General features: G+C 67.3%; 15 protein-coding genes. 7 read left to right on the top strand and 8 right to left on the bottom strand.

The features are described 5' to 3' along the window. Positions 1–29 precede the first annotated feature (29 nt). From F0U63_RS08325 to F0U63_RS08310, 4 genes are read left to right on the top strand one after another with little or no spacing between them, the layout of a single operon-like run. Positions 30–257, top strand: a complete 228-nt coding sequence (locus tag F0U63_RS08325) for a hypothetical protein (protein WP_395845347.1) — start codon at positions 30–32, stop codon at positions 255–257. After that, positions 254–1,318 carry an SPASM domain-containing protein gene (locus tag F0U63_RS08320; protein WP_395845346.1) on the top strand — a complete coding sequence of 355 codons (1,065 nt, stop codon included), beginning with the start codon at positions 254–256 and terminating at the stop codon, positions 1,316–1,318. Before F0U63_RS08325 ends, F0U63_RS08320 begins: the two co-directional genes overlap by 4 nt. After that, entirely contained in the window at positions 1,302–2,309 is a 1,008-nt protein-coding gene (locus F0U63_RS08315) for a radical SAM/SPASM domain-containing protein (RefSeq protein ID WP_395845345.1), read from the top strand. The genes F0U63_RS08320 and F0U63_RS08315 overlap by 17 nt, the downstream gene beginning before the upstream one ends. After that, positions 2,306–3,076 carry a glycosyltransferase gene (locus F0U63_RS08310; protein WP_395845344.1) on the top strand — a complete coding sequence of 257 codons (771 nt, stop codon included), beginning with the start codon at positions 2,306–2,308 and terminating at the stop codon, positions 3,074–3,076. The genes F0U63_RS08315 and F0U63_RS08310 overlap by 4 nt, the downstream gene beginning before the upstream one ends. Positions 3,077–3,129: 53 nt before the next feature. On the opposite strand, the gene F0U63_RS08305 is transcribed toward F0U63_RS08310, so the two are convergent. The 4 genes from F0U63_RS08305 to F0U63_RS08290 all read right to left on the bottom strand — a co-directional run bounded on the left by F0U63_RS08305 (position 3,130) and on the right by F0U63_RS08290 (position 12,105). Further along, positions 3,130–5,337: a TonB-dependent receptor plug domain-containing protein gene (locus F0U63_RS08305; RefSeq protein WP_395845343.1), complete on the bottom strand. Its 2,208-nt coding sequence runs from the start codon at positions 5,335–5,337 to the stop codon at positions 3,130–3,132. Positions 5,338–5,343: 6 nt separating this feature from the next. Beyond that, positions 5,344–7,284: an ATP-binding protein gene (locus F0U63_RS08300; protein WP_395845342.1), complete on the bottom strand. Its 1,941-nt coding sequence runs from the start codon at positions 7,282–7,284 to the stop codon at positions 5,344–5,346. Next, the gene (locus tag F0U63_RS08295) at positions 7,281–7,928 is read right to left on the bottom strand and encodes a YfiR family protein (protein WP_395845341.1); all 648 of its coding nucleotides are present in this window, start codon (positions 7,926–7,928) and stop codon (positions 7,281–7,283) included. The genes F0U63_RS08300 and F0U63_RS08295 overlap by 4 nt, the downstream gene beginning before the upstream one ends. Before the next feature lie 556 nt (positions 7,929–8,484). Continuing rightward, on the bottom strand, positions 8,485–12,105 hold the full coding sequence (locus F0U63_RS08290) for a patatin-like phospholipase family protein (RefSeq protein ID WP_395845340.1): 3,621 nt from the start codon (positions 12,103–12,105) through the stop codon (positions 8,485–8,487). Between the two features lie 270 nt (positions 12,106–12,375). Between F0U63_RS08290 and F0U63_RS08285 the strand changes: the two genes are divergently transcribed. After that, on the top strand, positions 12,376–13,908 hold the full coding sequence (locus F0U63_RS08285) for an FG-GAP repeat domain-containing protein (RefSeq protein WP_395845339.1): 1,533 nt from the start codon (positions 12,376–12,378) through the stop codon (positions 13,906–13,908). A gap of 109 nt (positions 13,909–14,017) precedes the next feature. On the opposite strand, the gene F0U63_RS08280 is transcribed toward F0U63_RS08285, so the two are convergent. From F0U63_RS08280 to F0U63_RS08270, 3 genes are all read right to left on the bottom strand, one after another. Beyond that, complete coding sequence (locus F0U63_RS08280) at positions 14,018–15,229, bottom strand: hypothetical protein (protein ID WP_395845338.1); 1,212 nt, start codon at positions 15,227–15,229, stop codon at positions 14,018–14,020. Between the two features lie 240 nt (positions 15,230–15,469). Continuing rightward, positions 15,470–15,940 carry an Imm26 family immunity protein gene (locus F0U63_RS08275; RefSeq protein ID WP_395845337.1) on the bottom strand — a complete coding sequence of 157 codons (471 nt, stop codon included), beginning with the start codon at positions 15,938–15,940 and terminating at the stop codon, positions 15,470–15,472. Positions 15,941–15,943: 3 nt separating this feature from the next. Continuing rightward, a complete protein-coding gene (locus F0U63_RS08270; protein ID WP_395845336.1) occupies positions 15,944–17,086 on the bottom strand; it encodes a hypothetical protein in 1,143 nt (380 codons plus the stop codon). Positions 17,087–17,434: 348 nt separating this feature from the next. Between F0U63_RS08270 and F0U63_RS08265 the strand changes: the two genes are divergently transcribed. Next, complete coding sequence (locus F0U63_RS08265; protein ID WP_395845335.1) at positions 17,435–18,040, top strand: Crp/Fnr family transcriptional regulator; 606 nt, start codon at positions 17,435–17,437, stop codon at positions 18,038–18,040. Here the strand turns inward: F0U63_RS08265 and F0U63_RS08260 are convergent. Next, positions 18,018–18,683 (bottom strand): DUF4386 domain-containing protein, encoded by a 666-nt coding sequence (locus F0U63_RS08260; protein WP_395845334.1) that lies wholly within the window; start codon positions 18,681–18,683, stop codon positions 18,018–18,020. The two genes, F0U63_RS08265 and F0U63_RS08260, sit on opposite strands and share 23 nt — an antisense overlap. Before the next feature lie 715 nt (positions 18,684–19,398). Here F0U63_RS08260 and F0U63_RS08255 point away from each other — a divergent pair. Then, positions 19,399–20,112: a hypothetical protein gene (locus tag F0U63_RS08255; protein ID WP_395845333.1), complete on the top strand. Its 714-nt coding sequence runs from the start codon at positions 19,399–19,401 to the stop codon at positions 20,110–20,112. Positions 20,113–20,216 lie beyond the last annotated feature (104 nt).

The raw sequence follows: 20,216 nt of genomic DNA, 5'->3' as shown, positions 1-20,216 counted from the left end.
CTTCCTGGAGGCGCTCGAAGGGGGAACCCATGTCGTGGGTGGATTTGAATGGCTGGTGGAGACGCACCCCGCGGGGATGGAGGGGGCTGCATCCGCCACCGCTCGGACCCGCGGAACTCTGGAGCGACCTGCGCTGGCACCGGGCACTGTATGTCGAGGATGGCTTGCCCTTGAGGCAACAGGCCATGTTCCTCGCGCTCCGGGTCGTCCAGCGCGTGTCCTACAACCTGGGCTGGCGAGCCGGAGGCCGACCATGAGCCCGCCGCCACCCGAAGCCCATGCCCTCGTCCTCGCCCAGCGCAACTTCGACGCGCTGAGCGAGGACGAGCGCCTCCACTGGAGCGGCCAGTTCCCGAAAGCGAAGCCCGCGCCCACGCTGCCCTATCCCGAGCGGGTCATCATCGAACTCGCCAATACCTGCAACCTGGATTGCCCCATGTGCCGCATCGGCGCCAATGGGGTGAACCTGGCGCGCGTCATGCCCCTGGCAGCCTTCCGCGAGCTGGCCACCCAGCTCTTTCCCCGCGTCCGGCAGGTCCGGCTCAACGGCCTGGGCGAGAGCACACTCATTCCGGAGTTCGGTGCATACCTCGACGTGCTCGCACGCCATCCCGTCCAGGTGGAACTCATCACCAACGCCACGGGAAGCGTGCCCATCTACACCCGCATGGTGGATGAAGGCGCCACCCTGCTCTTCTCCTGGGACGCCGCCCAACCCACGCTCTTCGAGCGGCTGCGGCGCCCCGCCCGCTGGGACGTGCTCTCGAGAACCGTCCAGGCCGTGGCGGAGCATGCCGGGCGAGCCCGGCGCGAGCGGCAGCTCTTCCTGCTCTTCACCCTTCAGGGCGCCAACCGCTCGGAGCTGCCCGAGCTGGTGGAACAAGCGGCGCGCTGGGGCATCCCCCACCTGCTCGTCAACGTGGTGAAGCAGCGCAGTGAGGCATGGATCCAACCGTGTCTGAAGGAGATCCTCGCCGTCTTCGCCGAAGCGGAGTCGCGGGCCCGGCGCACCGGGGTGCGGCTCTTCCTTCCGGACACCCTCGCCGGGCATCGCGTGGCCCTGGGCAGCGCGTCTCCCACCGCGGGCTCCGGATGTGATCGCCCCTGGAAGGAGGTCGTCATCCGGTGGGACCTGGATGTCCAGGTCTGCAACATGTTCAATCCCTACACCTATGGGAACCTGGCCCTGCGTCCCTTCGAACGAATCTGGAGGGGAGCCTTCGCGCAGCTCTTCCGGGAGAACATCAACGGCGCCCACTGCCACCCTTACTGCCGGGGCTGCTACTACCTGAAGGACGTCCATGTCCGACGGGACTGAGCTGCCCCCACCTCCGCGCAACCTGTTCATCGAGGTGACGACGGAGTGCAACCTGCGCTGCCGGCAGTGCCACATGTGGCGCTCCCAGGAGCCGTCCACGTCCCTGAGCACCCGGGAAAAGACGGCACTGCTTGCCCCCTTCGCCGCCTGGTCTCCCCAGGCCCTGGTGGTGCTCACCGGCGGCGAGCCCCTGCTCAAGCAGGAGGAGTTCTTCTCGTTGACGCGAACCTGCCGCCAGAACGCGCTGCGCGTCTCGGTGAACACCAACGCCACCCTCGTGGAGGAAGACACCCTGGAGCGGCTGATCACCGAAGGCCCCCACTATCTGGTGGTCTCCCTCGACTCGCATCGTCCCGCCCTGCACGACTGGGTACGCGGGAGACCCGGCACATACGCGCGGGTGCTCTCGCTGCTCCAGCGACTGCTGCACCGGCGCAACGCCTCGAGGAGTTCGGACCTGAGCATCCTCGTCAACACCATCATCTTCGAGGGGAACGTGGAGGAGCTCGACGCCCATGTAGCGTTCCTTCGGCGACTGGGCGTGGATGGGGTGAGCTTCCAGATGCTCGCGCGCACCTTCATGCGGGCGTCCCGCGAGGACGTCTTCTTCGCGAGACACTTTCCGCGAGAAGTCTCCCGCGTGGAGGCCGCCATCGAGCGGCTGCTCGAGCTGAAGGCCAGGGGCGCCCCCATCGTCACGACCGAGAACGACCTGCGCTGGATGAAGCTCTACGCCCGGGATCCGGACTTCCTGGGGGAGCAGGTGTGTGGCAGCGCGGAGCGCAACATGATGGTGGACCAGCAGGGAAATGTTCAGCTGTGTTTCTTCATGCGCGAGCTGCTCGATGGACGCGTGATTGGCAATGTCCGCGAGAAGAGCCTGCGCACGCTGTGGGAGTCGGACCTCGCCCGTCATGCCCGTGGCGTGATGGAGGGCTGCCGCAAGAACTGCGGAATGCTGAATTGCCACCGGAAGCAGGAGCTCTCATGAGTCAGAACCCCTTGCCCGCACTGCCCCTGTCCGTGGTCGTGCCTTGCTACGGCCGCGTGGAATTCACCCGGAAGCTGTTGTCCTCGTTCTCGGCCGCGCCAGATCGCTTCCAGGTGGTGTTGGTGGATGACGCATCCCCCGAGCCGCTCGGCCAGCTCGTGGACGAGTTCCGCGCGCACCTGGACATCGACTACATCCGGCAGCCGCGAACACGAGGCCCCGCCGCGGCCCGGAATCGAGGACTGTCCGCGGCCCGGCACCCCTTCGTGGCCTTCACGGACAATGACTGCATCGTGCAGCCGCACTGGGCCCGGGAGCTGACCACCCACCTTCGAGATGCCTCGCCCCAGGTCGCTGGCGTGGGCGGCCGTACGCTCGCGGTGGGCACGGACATCTTCAGCCGCTATTACAGCTACCACAAGCTCCTGGATCCCCATGCGCATCAGGGCCGCTACCTGTATGTCGTCACGGCCAACTGCGCGTTCAAGCGGAGCACCCTGGACGAGGTGGGTGGCTTCGATGAAGACCTCCGTCGGCCGGGAGGAGAAGACCCTGGATTGTGCTTCAAGCTCCTGCGGCGTGGCTACGTGTTGAACTACCGGCCCTCGGCGATCGTCCATCATCATTACCGGCCGGGCCTCGTCGACTTCGCGCGCACCTTGTTCCAGTACGGCAGGGGCTGCCGCATGCAGACCGACCGGTACATGCCCGATCTCGCAACAGCCCCCACGCCGGCTCCGGCGGGCCCCCCGATGAACGCGATGTGACCTCCAGGTCCGCCTGATGGCCGCCAGCCACGGACGTCCGGAGCAGCGCGCCCTCAGAGGTTGGCCTCCAGGGTCACGAAGACGCGCCGGCCCTCCATGCGGTAGTCGAAGGGATAGTCGTGCGTCTTCATGAGGTAGCTCTCCGTGTCCAACAGGTTGGACACCTTGAGCTCGGCGGCGGCCCATGTGGTGATCTGGTAGCGCACGTTGGCATCGAGCTGGAACCAGGCGGGCACCCGCTCCGGGCGTAGGGAGCGGAACAAGGGATCCACCCTGTCCTCCTCGCGGCGCAGCACGCTGCCCTGGTAGCGGCCCTGAAGCGCGAGGCTGAAGTGCTCGCGCTGGTAGCTCGCCCCCAGCTTGGCCAGACGCGCGGGCGCCCAGGCGAGGTCCCCCTCCCGGCCCACCTCCTCGAGCAGGTGCACGTAGGTGTAGTTGCCGAAGGCCGACAGACGGCCCATCCCTCCCAGGTCCACCTCCGCCAGCAGCTCGGACTCCACGCCCACGTTCGTCTGGGACAGGAGGTTGTCCAGCACGTTGCTGGCGGAGAAGCCGATGAGGTTCTCGTAGCGCGCGTGGAACAGGGTACTGCGCCAGCTCAGCTGTGGGCTGATGCTCCAGTCGGTGTTGAGCTCGAAGGTGGTGACCTGCTCGGGGCGTATCCTCTCGACGTTGGCTTCCAATATCCAGGTGTTGGAACCGAAGAGTTCCCCGGGCGCGGGAGCCCGGAAGGCCCGGCCGCCCTGGAGCTTGAGGCTGAACACGGGGCTCGGCGCGAACACCAACGAGAGCCGAGGGCTGACCTGCTCATAGGACTTGAAGCGGCGGGGCGTCCCGGGCTGCTCGAGGTCGCGGTAGTGGAAGAACTTCAAGTCGTAGCGCAGCCCCATGGTCAGCGAGAGGGGAAGCGACAGCAACCGGGTCCAGGCGAGCTGGGTATAGGCGCCCACGTTGCTCAAGGGCTCACCGAGCATGGACTCGTAGATGGGGCCGAGCCGCACCGGGGTCGGGGGGAAGGGAGGATCCCGCGACTCGTCGGAGAGGTCGGCGGTGGCGTAGTGCACGGAGTCCCCGCCATACAGCGTGGCGGAGTACTCCACGCCGCCCAGCAGGTTGAGCCCCTCGCCCGGGGAACCCGAGAGCTGGGCGCGCCCGAAGAGCTCGTCCAGCGCCGTCCCGAGCACCTCGGTCAATCCAAAGGGGTAGAGCCCGCCCTTGGCGCCGCTCGGATAGAAACGCACGTGGCTGTCGTACTCGTGCCGCTGGTACTTGAAGACGTATTCCTGCGCCAACGGGCTGCCCGGCCGCGAGCGGTAGCTGGCCACGGCGATGTGCCGCCGGTCCCTCATGGGGCCGTCGATATCGGGCACCCACTGCCGCCAGCCGTGGCCGCTGCCGTGGTTCCAGTCCTGCAGGTGGTACTGCAGGGACAGGCCGCGCAAGACACTCGAGGGCTCCAGCTTGACGAAGAGGTAGGAGCTGTCGCGGCGATCTCCCACCAGGAAGCGCTGGAGCGCTCCCGTGGCATCGGTACGTCCCGAGCCGTCATAGGAGAGATAGGAGAACCCGTTCGTGCGCTGGTGCTGGAAGCCGACCACCGCGGACAGGTGCCGGGTGCGGGTGACCGCCACCGCGTCCACCGCCGCCGTGCCCAGGTTGCCGGCACGCACCCGGGCCTCGTTGTTGATCTCCAGCCGCTGGTCATCCTCCAGGGTATGGGACGAGGAGAGCGTGTTGAGGGCGATGACGCCGTTGATGGCGCTGGAGCCATACAGGGCGGAGGCGGGGCCGCGGAGGATCTCCACGCTCTTGACGAGGAAGAGCGGGGAGATCTCCCAGGTGAACGCGGTGGCCAGGTCGTTGTCGTTCATGGGAACGCCATCCACCAGCAGCAGCAGGTGGTTGTTGTTCCACCCCTCCCAGAGGCCGCGGGCGCCCACCGTGGTGCGCTCGAAGTCATGCGAGGGGAAGAAGCCGGGCTGGCTGAAGAGGATGTCGTCGATCGTCGCCCAGCCGAAGCGGCGCATCTGCTCGCGCGTCACCACCGAGGCCACGCCAGGCGCCTCCCGCGCCAGTTCGAGACGCTTGGAGGGCGTGGACAGCTCCACCCGCAGCAACTCCTCCAGGGAGAGGGACTGGGTCCACTCCGGAGGGGACTCCTCCTCCTCGGGGACCTCGTGCGCGAGGGTGGAAGTGGAGCACAGGACGGAGGCCAGGAGCATCCCGCGGCGGCGGGACGCGAGGGAAGACGAACGGGGCATGAGGGTTCAACCCGAGACGGTGGGGTGGGAATGGAGGGCGGGAGACTCGACCAGGGCGCGCAGCCGCTCGCGCAGGGCGCGCATGTCGATGGGCTTGTCCAGCGCGCGCTCGTGGTGCTTCTCGATGAAGGCGCGCGTCACCTCGGTGAAGGCGCCTCCGGTGATGAAGAGCACCCCTTGGGCCTGCTCGGGGTTGGTGCGCTGGAGCTCCGTGAAGAACTCCATGCCGCTCATCTCCGGCATCATCAGATCGCACAGGATGAGATCGAAGGGCGGACCCTCGCGCACCCGGAACAAGGCCTCGTGCGCGCGCGTCGACACCAGCACCTCGTGCTCGCTGCCCAGGGCCCTGAGCAGCGCGGTGCCCACGAGGGGCTCGTCATCCACCACCAGGATGCGCGCGCGCCGTAGCGCCCTGGGCGAGGACTCCTCCCGGAGCCGTTGGCTCACCGGGGCGGAGCAGGCGGGGAGCACCACGGTGAAGGTGCTGCCGCGTCCCGGCTCGCTCTGCACCTCGATGCGCCCCCCCAGGTTGGTGATGATGCCCTGGCAGACGGACAACCCGAGCCCGGTCCCCACCCCCACCGGCTTGGTGGTGAAGAAGGGGGTGAAGAGGCGGGCACGCACCTCGGGCGCCATCCCGCTGCCCGTGTCGGTGATGGACACCCGCACCCGCCCATCCTCGCCCAGGCGCGTGAAGACACGGATCTCGTTGCGCTCCGAGGCGCCCGCCTCGATGGCATGCGCGGCGTTGATGAGCAGGTTGAGGAAGACCTGGGCGAGCCGCACCTCGTTGGCCTCGACGGAAGGCACGGCCTGGAAGTCGCGCACCAGCCGGGCCCGGTGGCGGATCTCGTTGCTGGCCATGTTGATGGCGCTCTCGAGCGTGCGCCGCAGATCCGTGGGCTCGCGCTTGCCATCATCCCCGGCCGAGAAGGACTTGAGGCTCTGGACGATGTGCTGCACGCGCCCGCAGCCCTCGCGCGCCTCGGACAGGGCGCTGAACACCTCGTTCCACTCCTCCTCCTGCGGGCAGGGCTGATCATCCGGGGTGCCCTGGCGGGAGAAGCGGCGCAGCTGGGGAATCTCCCGGAGCGCGAACTGGATGTTGGCGGTGACGTAGGCGAGCGGGTTGTTGATTTCATGCGCCACCCCCGCGGCGAGCGTGCCCAGGGAGGTGCGCCGGTCGGCGACGATGAGCTGATCCTGCGCGCTGCGCAGCTCGCGCACCTGGGACTCGATGAGGGAGCGCTGCTCGTACAGCCGGTCCAACATGCGCGAGAACGCCGCGGCCAGGGTGCCCATCTCATCGTGCCGGGAGAGGTCCAGCTCGCCCCGGGCCTCGTGCTCGCCCTCGGAGATGCGCAGGGCCACGCGGGTGACGCGCTTGAGCGGTCTCACCACCAGCGTGCCCACCACGAAGGCGGCCAGCACGCCACTGGCGAGGATGAGCGCGGAGATGCCCGCGGCGAGCTGCTGCGTGCGCAGGCTCTCCTGCTTGAGACGGGCGAGGTTGAAGCCCAGCAGCAGCATGCCCCGTTGGCCTCCGCGCGTGTGGATGTCCACCCGCGCGAACACCTCGTCCCCCCAGATGAAGGACTCCCGGGGATCCTCCAGGGAGTGACTCGGCACGCGTTCCGGATGCCACGCGGCCAGGGGCGAGCCGTCCTCGCGCAACAGCAGGCCGAAGAGCGCCTCCGGACTGGAGGCGAGGGTCTCCAGGTGACGCTGCCCGTTGGCCTCGTCCCCGAAGTCGAGCGCGGGCTCGGTGGCGCTGGCCAGCAGCCGGGCGATCTCCAGCGTCCGATCCATCATTCCCCGCCGCGCCTGGTCATTCATGCGCGCGGGGAAGAAGAGCAGGAAGAAGATGGAGAAGGACGCGAAGAGCAGCACCACCAGGGTGACCAACCGGGCCCTCAGGGAGGAAGGACGAAGTTGAAGCGTCATGGTGTGCTCCGTGCGGGTTCGACGAAGTGGGCGAGGCTGAGCAATCCCGCATCGAGGTCCGCGCCCTCCGCGCGGGCCGCCGCGCGTTGGATGAGGATGATGGGCGAGTTGCCCTGACGGCCGAGCCCGATGGCCAGACCCTGCTCCAGCTCGGTCCTGCTGCCGGCGAAGGAGAGGATGGACAACTGCCGCGTCACCCGGGCGATGCTCGTCGTGTCGGCCTCGAGTCCCTCGCACGCGTAGAGCGCCACCACGCGTGCCAGGGAGAGGTCATCCCTCAGTTGCGTCGGATCCCGGAAGCCCACGCGGATGATCCGCACCGGCCGGCCCAGCACACTCCTGCCCCGCGAGGCAGACTCCAGTGCACGGGTGAACTCCTGGCCCTGGCCTTCCGAATCCGCATTGCCCTCGCGATAGAGGACGGCGATGGTGAGAGGCGGAGGCCGCATCTCCATCCGCCGGTCATAGGCGAGGATTCGCACCAGCATCGAGGCGCGCAGGTTGGGCGGCAGTCCCTCGGCGTGCGAGGCCTCGCTGATGAGCAGCACGACCATCAGCCCCAGGGCCGTCAGCCACGCGCCGGGACTGCTCCCGCGGCGGCCCGTCCCTGACTTCGTGCCCGATGACCCCCGCTCGCGATGCATGCTCCCCCCCCGAGGGCAAGCCCAGTGATTGGTACTCAATGTCTCACGAGGACTCACGGAGGGCGTGATACCGGCGGCCTCCGCTGTTGCATTCCGGAATCAACGACAAGTGATGAAACGTGGGTCCATCGGTCTCCGGCCTGGAAGATATCGTTTTCCACGGCCAGGCGAACGACCGCTCGCCGTTCCGCCTACTCTCCACATTGCATGACATGGCCTTCTGGCGATTGCGCTGGAGGTCAATCTGTCCGCTCGTGGCAGACCCAGGCGGTGATGCCCATGCGCGATGTGTGCGATTTCATGTCTTCACGGGCCTGAGCGCGGGGTGTTCCTGCCACCCCAGCGCATGGGACGGGGAGTAGATGGCGATGGCCTGGCTCATCATTCTGTTGCTCATTGTGGGCGCGTATGGGCAAGCCACCGTCGCGCAAACCCGTGGCGGCGCACTCGGTGGCGGCGCTCGTCGTGCTCGTGCTGCTCACGGTGTTGCAGGTGCTCCTCGGGGAGAAGGAGCTGCTCCAGTTCGGACCCACCGGGGTAGAGCCCCGTCCAAGCCTCAGTGCAGGCCCGGCGTGGACTCCGCTTCGAACGCCTCGTCGCGTCGCGCCGTGGCCTCCCGGGTGGGCTGATAGAGCCGCGTCAACCAGAGCGACTTCCAGGACTCGTTCTTCTTCTTGGCCCACGGCATGGCGGCATCCCGGTCGAGCTCTGGCTCCAGGTTGGCGAGCCACTGCTTCAGCGCGGGGTCGGGTTCCGAGAAACCTTCCGCGTGATAGAGGTGCAGAGCATCCGCCCACCGCTTCTGCCAGGCGGCCGTGGCCTCGCGATCCACCTGCAGCCGCACCGCCAGCACGCTCCCCGGCTCCACGATGCCCGGCAAGACCGGTTCCTCGGTGATCAACCGCAAGAAGTCCTCGCCAATGCCCGCGCCCCCCAATCCGGGCGGCACGTAGAAGTCATCGCCCTGCCACAGCACCACCCGCCTCTCGGGTCCCCCGCCGCCGGACCAGAGCAGCGGCCGTGCCTCGCCCTCCCGGTCCTGGTGGGTGCGCACGAGGAGCTGTGCGGCCTGGATGTGGTACTCGGGCCGTCCCCCGTGGGGCAGATGGAGGATGTATGAGAGGAGGCGCTCGTGGGGCCTGGGCTTGCGTCCCCCCTGCGCCACCCAGCAAGACATCGCGAAGCCCTCCTGCCTCCCACTGAGCTGCCCGACATCCTCGCGCTCCATGGTGGGCAGGCTGAAGCGCTCCTCGAGGAAATGGGTGAAGCGTGGGGAGTACAGCGTCTTGAGCAGGGGCCACCACGTCCGCAAGAGCGGTGCATAGCCCCAGCGCGCGAAGTAGTTCACCACCCCGATGTAGGCCGGGTGGTTGTAATAGGTGGCCAGTTGCTCGGTGAGGAAGACCTCCTCCATGAAGAGCAGCGCGCGCCGGATCATGTGGAGCGCCTCGGTCAACTCCTCGGGCGTGGGCCTCGAGCTGGCCTCGAGCACCAGCGGGTGCGCGCCGGAGTCCGGTGACGGGGGGTTCGCCTTGGCCTGGCGATCCAGCTCGGTGATCTCCTTGAAGATCTCCCGGAACAGCTTCCGGGCTCCCGGGCCTTCCAGCAGTTGATCGAGCGCGGTGGCCCGCTCCACGAAGCGCGGGAAGCGCTCCTCGTACCCGGAGGGCACGGGCAGCCACTCGTGGCGCGCACGGGCGAAGAGCCTCGCGGTCGCGAGCATCCGCCCCGACTCCAGCTCCCCGCGGACGGACTGGAAGATCGTGAGCGCGGCGTGCTCGCCCAGCCGGCGGTACGCCTCCCACTGGGCCTCGTCGTAGAACTGGTCCCCGGTCGTCTCGTGTGGGAAGGCCGCGTTGCGCGTCTTGTATTGCAGGAGGTCCGGCGGCTCGTTGCCCAGCAGCGAGGGCTTGATCAGCAGCAACACGCCACTGCCGCCATCCGGGTACTCGATGTCCCCGGCGACGACGGTGCGGCGCGACAGGCCCGTGCCGCCGTCCGGATGCAGGGGGGAGAGATCGATGCGCAGTTCCACCCCGAAGTCCTCGCGGACGCGCCGCACGGCATTGGCGAAGTCATCGAACGAGGTCTCCGCGTCCATGCCGCAATCGGAGACGATGATGAAGCGGCACCTGCGGCGAACCAGCTCGTAGAGCGCCAGGTTCTCGAAGTGGGCGCCATCCGAGAGCAGCACGTCGCTGCCCTTGGCGCGCGAGCGGCCCAGCAGTTCCTTGTAGAAGGGAAGCCCGGCACACAACCGCTCATACCAACGCCGCCGGGCCCGGGTCGGGTGGGGCCACCACAGCCCCAGCCGGAGGTTGAAGGCGGTCATGAGGAAGGTGACGACCGGTCCCAGCCGCATGGACATGGAGCCCATGTGGGAATTGAAAGCCGCCGCGGAGGCGGTCATGGCCGAGGCGAGCGTGGGCGCGCTTCCGCGCTCCTGACGGATCTCCTCCCAGCTCTTCCATTCGGGGCCCACCGAGAAGCCCATGCTCGAGAGCACCGCGCTGTCCGCGCCCCGGTAGAGATTGGCCATGGGATCTATCGACGCGAGATCATTGGCCGCGCAGCAGATCAGGTGGAGCGGTCCGGGTTGGGGCTTGAGCTGATCGAGCGGCAGGTCATCCAGGGAGTGCAGCTCGGTCTGGCCGGGACCCTGTCCATGGGCCGCGCCAATGAAGGTGCGCGCGATGCGATCCCGGTAGAAGGCGTGCAGCCCCACGGAGTTGGCATCGAAGAAGAGCAAGGTGAGCCCCGTCAGGACGGTGGCCGTCGCCACGAGCTGGGGCAGCCACTTCCAATGCTCCGCCTGGAGCACGAGCAGCACCGCGCCGAGAAAGCCCAACGTCAGGACGGTGTACGCCAGGAGTTGGGGCAGGCGCGACCTGAGCCGGCTGCGCACGGTGGGGCTGACCGGCCGGGTCGCCCGCCGGCTGAAGAGCTGTTGCAGCCTGGCGAAGGCGGCCGAGAGCGCCATCACGGTGGCCGCCACTCCCGTGTGCAACAAGGTAGAGGCGTCCTTCAGGTCCGACATCAGGAAGAACACCCCGGCCAGCCAGAAGCTCGAGAGGACCAACCAGAAGCTCGAGAGGAGCAGCAGACGGCTGATGACCCGGCCGATCGTGCCCCGCTCCGTCCGCTGCATCCAGGCCGTGGCGAACCGGGAGAACAGCCATCGCAGCAGCACGAGGGCTCCGACCGCCCCCACCCAGGCGATGGCGGGGTCGAACACATGGAATCGCTCGCGCCAGGGAGGAGCGTCCTTCGCGTCATGCCACCACAGGGAGTGGAAGGTCTGGCCATTCGCATGGTGGGCGTGGACGAGCCATTGCCAGAAGAAGAACACGGCGCCCACCGCCAACAGTGAGGCGTAGAGGTAGTAGCCGAACCTGCTGCTCCCGCGCGCCTGGGTGCCTTCGGGATTCGCGCTTGGGTGACCGCGGTTGAGCATCACCCGGTCGTCCTGCTGGCACAGGAGCAGCTCCCAGGCGAACAGCACCCCACAGGTGACCCCGAGCATCAGGGCACACGAGACGGCCCGGGCCGCCCACGGAGGCGAGCCCTGCCATCCGAGCAACAACAGCCAGGCCAGCAGCAGCCAGAGCGACAGCGCCAGGATGAGGAACGAGAACGCCGCGAGGAGAGAGGGAAGGACGGCGCTCAGGGCCGCGGCGAGCAGCCGGCCCGTGTCGAGACTCAGCAATCCCAACCGGGGATTCAGGAAGTTGCTGAACTCGCGCAGGTGACGCACCTCCGCGAAGCGTGCTCCGCGAGAGCCCTGCTCCTGGGTCGTGGGGAAGAGCGCGACCTTGTCCTGGGAGGCGGGCTGCACCGGGTGGTAGTGACGCCACGCTGTCCAGAAGCCCCCGATGTACCCCCCGCCCGAGACGGTGGAGAGGTAGTCGAACATCTCCAGCAGCCCCAGTTGTTGCAGGCATTGCAGCAGACCCAGGTTGAAGGTCGCGCTGCGGATGCCGCCTCCGGACAAGGCGAGTCCGCACAGGTCACGCCGGGGACTGGTGATGCCGGGCTCCGCGGGGGCCGGGGCTCCGTCCGAGGAAGGCTCCCGCCGCGCCAACCGGCGAGCCTCGTCCAGGTACTGCCTTTCATGCGCCAGGAGTCGGTCGAGCCGCGAGGCATCGTCCTCGAGGGGAGCTGCAGGGGGGCCATCCATGAAGTGTCACGGTAGGCGTCTCGAGGACCCGGGCCGAGTGTACCGGAGGGCCGGAGAGCTTACGGCACCGAACGCTCACCCCGCCTCGAGAGGCCACCACGGCCTCGGCCACCGCGAGTCGGCGGCGACGCCTTCGTGACGGGAAGAACAGCGCCTCGCCAGAAGAGCGGTCACGCCGCCGTCACCGCGGGGTGGCACTTGGCGGTCACTGCTTGGGGAGCACTGATCTTCAGCATCCCTCCATGGCGGCTCAAAGGAAAAGAGATGTCGATGCTTGGCAAGGTAAGTGAATTGAATGGGCGGGTCCTGGCAACCGGAAACCGCTCGTTCCGCTCGAAGCTCGTGGGCATGCTGATGGTGGCACTCTGTGCCGCGCTCCCCACGCCCTCCTTCGCGCAAACGCAACTCCCACCGATCAGCGCCGAGGTGCCAAGGAGTCCGGACTGCCACGGGTGCTTGAGTTCCACGACGGGGACCGTGACCATCAACTACACGTGGAACTACACGCCCCCGGGCTCCGTCACCGTGACGGGCTCGGCACCCGATAACGCCAAGGTGGTTTCGGTGTATCTTGCCGGAGTTCCCACCGGACAGGGCGTCTCCATCAACAAGATCGAGCTTTCCCACGGGGGGTGGTATGACACCATCTTCCAGTCCTTTACGGATGGGACGGTCACGTATCCGACCGCGAGCTGGCCGAAGCTCTTCCCGTTCGCGGGTCAGTCCGTCAGTGGGGAATGGATCGCGACCCCCACGGTGATCGAGTCATTCCCCTCCGCGAAGCTGTTCATGAGTCTCGTCATCAAATGGCAGGTGCCGGATGACGGCGGCGGCACGGGTGGCACTCCTCCGAAGCGGATGCCCGACTTCAACGGCGACGGGAAGACGGATACCGCCGTCTTCACGCCTGGGAACGCCTGGCTGGTGAACCTCGCCACCTCCACCCCCGGCTCCTACGTCGCGCAGAGTTGGAGCAGCGGAGCGGCCGGGCTGTGGGGTGAGATTCCCCTCATCGGCGACTTCAACGGTGATGGGAAGACGGACACGGCCGTCTTCACGCCTGGGAGCAAGTGGCTGGTCAATCTTTCCACGGGCACGGGCTTCGTCGCGCATGACTGGACCACCAGCACGTCTGGGATGTGGGGCGGGCAGCCGCTCACCGGCGACTTCAACGGCGATGGAAAGACGGACACCGCGCTCTTCACCCCGGGCAATGCCTGGTTGGTGAACATCTCCACCGGCTCGGGCTTCGTCACCCAGAACTGGACCAACGGCTCGACCGGAACCTGGGGCGAGATCCCGCTCACCGGCGACTTCAACGGCGACGGGAAGACGGACATCGCCGTCTTCACGCCTGGGAACAAGTGGCTCGTCAACCGCTCCACCGGCTCGGGCTTCGCCTCGCTCGACTGGACCAGCGCGGCATCTGGCTTGTGGGGCGAGGTTCCGCTCGCCGGCGACTTCAACGGCGACGGGAAGACGGACACCGGTGTCTTCACGCCCGGGAACAAGTGGCTCGTCAACCGCTCCACCGGCTCGGGCTTCGCCTCGCTCGACTGGACCAGCGCGGCGTCCGGCCTGTGGGGCGAGATTCCGCTCGTCAGCGACTTCAACAACGATGGCAAGGCGGATACCGGTGTGTTCACCGGGGCGAACGCCTGGCTGGTCAACCTCTCCAACGGCTCGGGTTTCGCGGGGGTGGACTGGAGCACCGGTACGGCCGGAACGTGGGGCGAGATTCCGCTCAACGCGCCCCAGCACCTCATCAACAATCGCGTGTTGAAGGGCTCCTGGTATCCCTGAGTCCTCTCTTCCCTTCAGGCCAGGGTTGAAGCTGGCCTGAAGGGCGTCTCGTCCCACCCGTCCACGGCCCAGCGCTCGCGGAACCTTCACAGGCGGCCGGGGTGAGCGGTCACCGAGCCCGCCCCGTCACCACGCCCTCCACCACCGCGAAGTTGTGCGGCCCTCCGGGCACGAGGCTCTCGACCGCCAGCGTCAAGGTCGCCGCTGTCCCGGGCGACACGCTCCGGGGAATCTCCCAGTGCACGGTGAAGGTGCCTGTTTCTCCCGGGCCCAGCACCAGCGACGTGGGAGTCACGCGCGCGGGCAGGCGCGGATCCGCCAGGAGGACGGGACGGAAGGTATTCGATGCACCGGAGTTCTGGACCTGGAAGGACAGGGACGCTGGTGCACCGGGCGAGAGCGTCGGGGTCGGGGGCGCGAGGACCCGCACCGGCTGGAGCCGCGGCGTCTTGCCCAGGGCCCGTTGATAGGGCTCGCCCCGGTGCGTGGAGCCCACGGCGTAGACGACGAAGGGCTCGGAGGGCAGGTCCACGGACCCGAAGAACTCCAGCGACGAGCCCCCCTGCTCCGGAGCCAGCACGAGCGGCTGGAGGAGCGTGCCATTCCGGGAGCGCAGCTCGAACCGGGTGGACGCCAGGTCTCCGGAGAGCCGCGCCCGCGCGAGCGCGCTGGAAGTCAGGGGAAGACCCGCCAGCGGAACGTAGCCCTGATGTCCGGGACGGCCAGAGAGCTCGACGAGGTCGAAGCGTTCGAACCGCGCGGAGCTTTCACCCGAGACCCGGAAGGAATAGCCTCCCGAGGGATTCACCGCCGCGGTCCAGGTGCCGGGCGAGGGGTTCGACACCGTCACCAGGACGCCCGTCGAGAACGGGACGAGCCGCACACCGGGCTCGACGCCCAGGACGGGCGACCCATCGGGCCGGGTGAGGCGCAAGGACCGGCCGCCACTCAGGGAGAACGTCACCTGGGACAGCGAGGAATCGATGGGCACGGACAGGGTCCTGCTTCCCCCCTGGGAGTCCGCGACGGACAGGAGTTCCACCGCGTTGGCGCGAACCGTGGCGTCGAGGAAGTGGAGCAGGGAAGGAGCATCGAGCGTCTGGAGTTGGAAGAACTGTCCGCCCGTCTCCGAGGCGAGGCGGCGGTAGAGCGCGTCACCGCCACAGGAACCGAATTGGAGCACGTGAATCCGCGCGTCCCGCTTCTGGGCGAGGCCACTGACCGCGGAGGCCAGGGCCTCGTCCCGAGCGCTGGAGCGGGTGATGAGGAAGAGGTCTACGCCCTGGCCGGAGGTGCCGAGCACCTGGAGCGCCGCCATCATGGACGAGCCAGAGCAGGCCCCCTCCCCGCTCGTGCCGAGGGACGCGAGGGCGCGTTTGAACTCATGCGAGCGAAACAGGGAAGGAGCACATCCACGTCGAGAGCTCATGTACTGGCATGGGTAGGCCCTCGTCCCCGTGCCGTGCACGGACCGCCCCGTCGCCCGGGCCATTGAACGTTCAAGGCCCGACGCTCTCCTCCGAGCGCCGTCCGCCACGACACCTTCGGGAGTCCGAGGCCGTCATTTCAGCATCCTGTCTCGCAGCTCTGCTTTCATCCGCTCCAACGCGGCGTTGGGCCGCCCCATGAACGCATCCAGCAAGCGCTTCTCGACTCCATGCGGCTCCCAAACCGCCGAGGGCTCAAGCCCTATACACTCGTGAGGCTCCGCATCTCTCACATTGCCGAGGGTGTCGAAAATCGTGCAGCGGCCGAAGGGTCCCACTTCTTGCCTGTATTGGACGACAGGTTGAGTGAAACGCTCTTCAAGCGATCTCCACCCGATGAACTCCCATGAGTCCGGGTAGGGGCTGCGAACGACTATCCTGAAGAGGATTGGCTTTGATGCGATTCTGCCCAGATCCGACTCTGGAGTGGTGGTTCTGTAGTCATAGAAGGCATCGAACGGTGGTTCGAGCGTCCTCGCATGGCCGAATGAGCCATCTGGCAACGGAATCCTCAAGAACGACCCTGGCTTGTACTTGGATTTCATCCCTTAGTGTCCTGTGTAGGGGTGGAGTTGACCCCAGCGCATGGTAGCGGCGTCGTGGAATCGTCGGCTCCGCGGGTTGTCCTTCGCCACGGCGCGCACGACATTCTCGGTTCGATAGGGCTTGCCAGTGTCGGATTGGGCGCCCCCATGGAAATCAATCAACTGCTGCTCTCTTCCTCGGATACGCCAATATGATGAATCATCATATCTTTGCTCATAATTGATGGCAGCACCGACGTCGAACACGTCAAGCTGCGCGGAGTCGAGCGGGGCACCTGGTGGCTCCTCGCTCTCGTCGATGTGATGACTCATGTCTCGGATCTGAACGGCCAACTGTGCCTGGATTTCGAGGGGTGCGTTGAAGTCGACGACCATGCTGGTGCGACCTGAGTAGTAGCGTTGGGTTGCCGTGTTGAATTTCCTATAGGTCGCATAGAGGCGGCCCCGGTTGACTTTATCTTCCTTCCGGCGTTGCGAATCTGGCCATCCATTGGGAGCGACATGGGAGGAGGGCTCCTGCTCGGCCTGGGGCCCGGGTGCGCTGGTCGACACCGTCACCTCGCCGTCAGCGGAACGGTGAATGGAGACATGCAGCTCAATGGCTCTGGAGGGCCCGGTGTCCCTCGCCGCATATCGGCCCTGCATCCAACCCAGGGCATCGCCGAAGTGTGTCCCGTAGAACCTGTCCGCGATGTCGATGGGGGTCTCAGTCCCGTTGAGGGCCGCCGTGACGGTCAGGCAGACCAGAACCACGCTACCGGCTGCCGCGAGGGCGGCACCCCCCGTCACGAGGGCCTCCGTTGCCGCTGCGCCGGTTGCGGCCTCTCCTCCTGTGGTGCCGCCCTGTGGCACCAGCCGGAGAGCGCCGCGGGCAACGCCATTGCCCAGCCCCTCGCCAGCGACCCCTCGCAGCGGCGACGGGGGCGAAGGCGGGGTGAGCGGCACTGCGGGTGAACCCACTGCCCGCCCCCCCGACGCAAGCACGGCGGCCTGACCGCCGTTGCCTTCAGCCCGTGCAGCCGAGGCCTCAGGGTGCGGTACGTAGACGCAGAAACTCTGCTGGAGGGGGGCGGGGCGGACTGATTGCGTGGCGCCGCTACACCCCACGAGCAACAGGAAGAACAGCAGCGCCAACCAGCGTGGCATGCAACGGCTCCTGGAAGTAGCCCCCCTCGGAAGGGCCCCATTCGACATTACCAGTACCTCAGGGGACCCGCCTGCACGCTCGACAAGCTGCTGTAGGCGCTGGAGCGCGCGGAGGGGGCAGACGAACCAGGCCCGCGCTGGGAGTGCCGTACCTTTTCGCCAGCGGCTCCGAGCGGCGGGTTCGATTCCCGCCGCCGCCACACCCAGAAGCCCAGAGTCTCATCGGATTGCTGGGCTTTTTCTTTTCCGCAGTGGAGCCGCGACGGTGGCGGGCGTATGGAATCCCCGGCTTGGTCCGCGGCGGCCCCAGTGGGATGATGGGCCTCCCGCCGGTCTCACAGCGCCCTCATGAAACGCAAGCTCGTCGACTACTTCCGCCGGATCGCACCTCTGTCGGACGAGGAAGCCCAGGCCATCCTGGACAGCATGGTGGTGAGGACCTGTCCGAAGGGCACGCACCTGCTCATGGCGGGCCAGGTCAGCACCGAGGCCTACTTCGTCCTCCAGGGCTGCGTCCGCCAGTACTACGTCGTCGATGGTGAAGAGCGGAGCAACGGGTTCTTCACCGAGGACGATTGGGTCCTCTCGATTCACAGCATGATGAACGGGACCCCGGCGGATCACTTCCTGGTCTGCGCGGAGGACACCACGGTGGTGGTGGGCACCGAGCAGCGCGAGCAGGACCTGTATCGACGCTTCCCGCGCTTCGAGAGCATCTCCCGGATGGTGATGCAGAAGGTCCTGGCGGAACAGCAGGGGCGGTTCGCCGCCTATCTCACCGATGACCCGGAGCAGCGCTACCTCAAGCTCTCGAGGACGCGGCCGGACATCTTCCAGCGGATTCCCCAGTACCAGCTGGCCAGCTACATCGGCGTGAAGCCCGAGTCGCTGAGCCGGATCCGAAAGCGCATCGCCACGCGCGGCAAGCCGGTTACGCCGCGACGGAAGGCGTGACCGTCCGGAACCCCTTGGCGATGAGCCAGCCGCCGAGGAACAGCTCGAACAGGCCTCCAGGCCCGGAGAAGAGGACACCCCACGGCAGCCCGAAGAGCTCGAGCACGGACCCCAGCGCCAGAAGCCCGTAGCCCACCGCGCCCACCAGCGGGAGAAACGAGGGCAGAAGCCGGGACTGGTACAGCGAGAGGCAGAACGCCACGCTGCCGGCGCCCAGGATGATCATCGCGAGCTGGTACGCCCAGAAGTTCCCCCTCGAGAGAAGTTTGAACAGGAGCACCAGCTCCGGCGTCACCTGCCCTTGCGCGACTTCTCCGAGCTGCAGGATGGACAGCAGGAACACCACCCCGACGAGGAGGAGCAGCGCCTCCATCACCCGCGTGCACACGTACGCGACGGCGATGCTCGGGCTCCGCGCGTGGAGTATCGGAAAGAACAGCACGCCAATCCCGACGACGGTGATGGAGTTCAACAGGAGCAGCAGCGCGCCCCCGATGAACGGCGTCCTCTGACCGACCACCGAGGCCAGGAGCGACGGATCCTTCAGGACGGAGGTGACGAGCGCGGTGCCGATGCCGTAGGCGAAGAACGGAAGGAGAAAGAGAATTCCCAGGGAGCGGGAGTGAAGACGGGTGGTGTTCATCGCGAGGGTTCCAGAACGTTCAGCAACGTTGTGGCCTCGAAAGTAGAGAGGGGCGCCCTCGTCCGCATTGACGAGGGTTAATAAATGCGAGGCCCAAGGACAGCGCAGAGCCAGCTCGGGCTCTCGCGGCCGAGGCCCTTCAAGGCCCGCTCCGCCGCCTTCACGCCGAACCCGTTGGCCTCCTCGAAGAGCGCCAGTCCTCCCTGGTCCGAGTGCGCGAAGTGGAGATGCTCGCCCAGGCTCTCCCAGACAAGGTGTCAAGGATCTCGTCTGGCCTCAGTCATGTGGACCCCTCACCCCAAGGATTCTGTGCCTCAGATTGACGTGATGGGTTGAATCCGCTCCGCTGGGTGCCGGCCAGTGGGCGCTGGCCCCGCGCTCGCTGCCGGGCAGTGCTCTGCGCAAGGCGCTCGAGTACATGCTGAAACTGTGGCGCGGGCTGACCGTCTTCCTCTCCAACCCCTGGGGGCCGCTGGGTAGAGTCGAGCACTGGCGCGGTGAATCGGAAGGAGTGGGGAGTCGCTGGTGCCGGCCGCTTTCGCGTGCTGCCTACCGATGCCATCATACACGGCAGCCTATCGATGACGGACCTGCTTGTTTCATGCGGTTTTCGATGGGATCGATAGGGTGTCGCGGTTCATCCCGGCGCGCCACACGGGCGTCCCCGCGCGAACGGGGATCTGCGTCGACCACGGATGGAGCGGGAGGTAAACGGATGTCGTTGCTGCTGCGATTGCATTGGGGCGTGTGGGGACTGCTGTGCCTGTTGCTGGCCGTTGGTACGTGGGCCAACCACGTGGCGTCGCGCACCGAGATCGTTCCGGTGGTGCTGGAGCCCGGGCAGTCGTTGGCGATACCGGTGTACCGCTTCAAGCCTGGCTGGATCCAGCTGAGCCTGAAGTTCGACAAGGGCCCGGCTGGCGGCGAACGCCCGGAATTCGGGAGCTGGCATTCCCTGCGGCGCGCCGGGCAGCAGGGCGCCGGGCAGCAGGACGTGCTGGTCTTCGACGAGCCGGGGGCGCCGATCGTGCTCCGGGTAGAGAGCGGCGGCCACAGCGAAGTGTTCGAAGCCCTTCCGGATGGCACCGGCCATAACGGCTGGCGCGACCTGGTGCCCTATGTGGACGACGGCGACCCCGCGCGGTTCCGCTGGCGACAGGGCGGGCCGCCCCGGATCATCGCCGCCGGGCACTCGACCCTGCAGGTCACCGTGCTGGAAGTGGGCGCCTCCGTCCGCGGCGAGCATGCCGAGCTGTTGCTGCGCCCGCCGCTGGGTTTCAAGAACCTCGACCCGGGCTACAGCCTGTACAGCCTGCTCTGGTTCTTCTTCTTCTGGCCGTTCCTGGCCGGGCTGCTGGTGCTGCACGGGTTGGCGCTGCTGCTGTGGACCCAGTGGCAGCATCGTCGGCGCCGCCGGCGGCAGGCCTGAGCCGATCAAGAGGCGCCCTCGATGCGTCCGTGCCTCAGGGGTCGCCGACGAGCATAAGAAGTTGGAAAGAAGAGGGGCTCTGCCCGCGCAAGGGCCCGAGGACG

It is taken from the genome of Cystobacter fuscus, from assembly GCF_044360685.1.
GTDB lineage: Bacteria > Myxococcota > Myxococcia > Myxococcales > Myxococcaceae > Cystobacter > Cystobacter fuscus_C.
The sequence above is the reverse complement of the archived record's forward strand: the minus strand, read 5'-3'. Positions and strand labels throughout refer to the sequence as shown.